Origin of the sequence: uncultured Leptotrichia sp. (assembly GCF_938036635.1) — a bacterium.
GTDB lineage: Bacteria > Fusobacteriota > Fusobacteriia > Fusobacteriales > Leptotrichiaceae > Leptotrichia > Leptotrichia hongkongensis.
On sequence record NZ_CALHQO010000453.1, the window covers coordinates 1 to 1,707 of the forward strand.

A 1,707-nucleotide genomic window follows, 5' to 3' on the forward strand; every position below is an offset into this window, starting at 1 on the left:
GATTATGCGTTATCCTAAAATTAACGTAAATTTTGAAAGAAAGGAAAAAAATTTTAAAATAATGGAATTGCTGACAATAAAATTAAAAAAGTTGTTTTCAGAAAATATAAATAATATTTTTGGTGCTGATTATACAGAAAAAGTCGATATTCAAAATTCCACAAAAAGAGAATTTGGGGATTTTCAGACAAATTTTGCGATGGTTAGTTCAAAATTAATTGGTAAAAATCCACGAGAGATTGCAAGTACACTTGTAGATAATTTTAAAGAAAATGATATTATTGAAAAGTTGGAAATTGCAGGGCCAGGATTTATTAATATTTATTTGAAAAATAACTTTTTGAATGAAGAATTAAAAAAAGTGGAAAATGAAAAATATGATTTTTCTTTTCTAAATACAGATAAAACTATAATAATTGATTATTCTTCACCTAATATTGCTAAAAGAATGCACATTGGACATTTGAGAAGTACAATTATCGGTGATTCCATCAAGAGAACTTTACAATTTTTAGGTTTTCATACACTTGCTGACAATCATATTGGTGATTGGGGAACACAGTTTGGAAAACTCATTGTAGCTTATAAGAATTGGCTGAATAAGAAGTCCTACGAAGAAGATCCAATTGGTGAACTGGAAAGAATTTATGTGCAGTTTTCTGATGAAGCTAAAAAAAATCCTGCTTTGGAGGATGAGGCTCGTGAAGAACTGAAAAAATTACAGCTTGGAGATGAAGAAAATCAAAAATTGTGGAAGGAATTTATAGATATTTCACTAAAAGAATACAATAAAATTTATGATAGGCTTGGTGTGAACTTCGACTATTATTATGGCGAATCGTTTTATAATGATATGATGCCAGCTGTACTGGAAGAATTAAAAGAAAAAGGTATTGCACGTGAAGATCAGGGAGCATTGGTTGTGTTTTTTGAAAATGACAAGCTGCCACCTGCAATTGTGCAGAAAAAAGATGGAAGCTTCCTGTATACAACTTCTGACCTGGCTACAATGAAATTTAGAAAAGATGAATTAAATGTAGACGAAGCTGTTTACCTAACTGACGATAGGCAGCAAAATCATTTTAAGCAGGTTTTTGAAATTGGAGAAATGCTTGGAGAACCTTATAATTACAAAAAGACTCATGTTGTATTTGGAATTATGAGATTTGGAGATGGAATGATTTTTTCTTCTAGAAGTGGAAATATAATAAGACTTGTCGATTTGCTGGATGAGGCAAAAACTCAAGTTAAAAAGGTAATTGATGAAAAAAATCCGAATATTCCAGAAGAAGAAAAAGAAAAAATTGCTGAAATTGTGGGAAGCGGAGCTATAAAATACTTTGATTTGAGCCAGAACAGGACTTCTGATATAACATTTACTTGGGACAAGGTACTTAGTTTTGAAGGTAATACAGGACCTTATTTACAATATACTTATGTACGGATTATGTCTATTTTCAGAAAATTGAAGGAAGAAAATATCAATGTTGAAAATAAAGATATTATTTTGGAAAATATGAATGGTGTTGAGCGTGAATTAGCAGTTGAGCTTCTGAGATTTCCACAAACAGTTGTAAAATCTTATGAAAGTTATCGTCCAAACATAATAGCAGACTATTTATTTGACATAGCAAAATTATTTAATAATTTCTATAATTCAAGTTCTATTTTGAAGGAAGAAAATAAAAAAGTCATGGATGCACGAAT

At 30.1% G+C, this 1,707-nt stretch carries 1 protein-coding gene; it reads left to right on the plus strand.

What is annotated here, in order from left to right; all coding sequences use genetic code 11:
- Positions 1–61 precede the first annotated feature (61 nt).
- On the plus strand, positions 62–1,707 hold a 1,646-nt coding region (gene argS / locus Q0370_RS08965; protein ID WP_299574850.1), incomplete at its 3' end, for an arginine--tRNA ligase.